This is a genomic window from Nodularia chucula CCY0103 (genome assembly GCF_963923915.1).
GTDB lineage: Bacteria > Cyanobacteriota > Cyanobacteriia > Cyanobacteriales > Nostocaceae > Nodularia > Nodularia chucula.
This window is the reverse complement of record NZ_CAWUOL010000268.1, coordinates 1-240: the sequence shown is the minus strand read 5'-3', so window position 1 is coordinate 240 and position 240 is coordinate 1. Positions and strand designations below refer to the sequence as shown.

The window sequence follows — 240 nt, the reverse complement described above, 5'->3', positions numbered from 1 at the left end:
GCCAGCGACTGGTGCGCGCCATGAGCGTCTACGTCTCCAGCGGTCGTGCGATCAGCGACTGGCAGGCTGACACGCTCCCTCTACTCAAATCAGGCGCTTGGACAGGCATTGTCATTGAACCTGACCGTCAGCGGCTCTATGAAAAGTGCGATCGTCGAGTAGACACAATGTTAGAAAATAATGTGCTGGATGAGGTTCGCACCCTGATTGCGCGTCAGCTTCCTTCTAGTCTGCCCGCAA

1 protein-coding gene is annotated in these 240 nt (G+C 55.8%); it reads left to right on the top strand.

The features are described from left to right. A partial coding sequence (locus ACM0OP_RS24505; protein WP_414530999.1) for a hypothetical protein occupies positions 1 to 240 on the top strand: 240 nt, incomplete at both ends.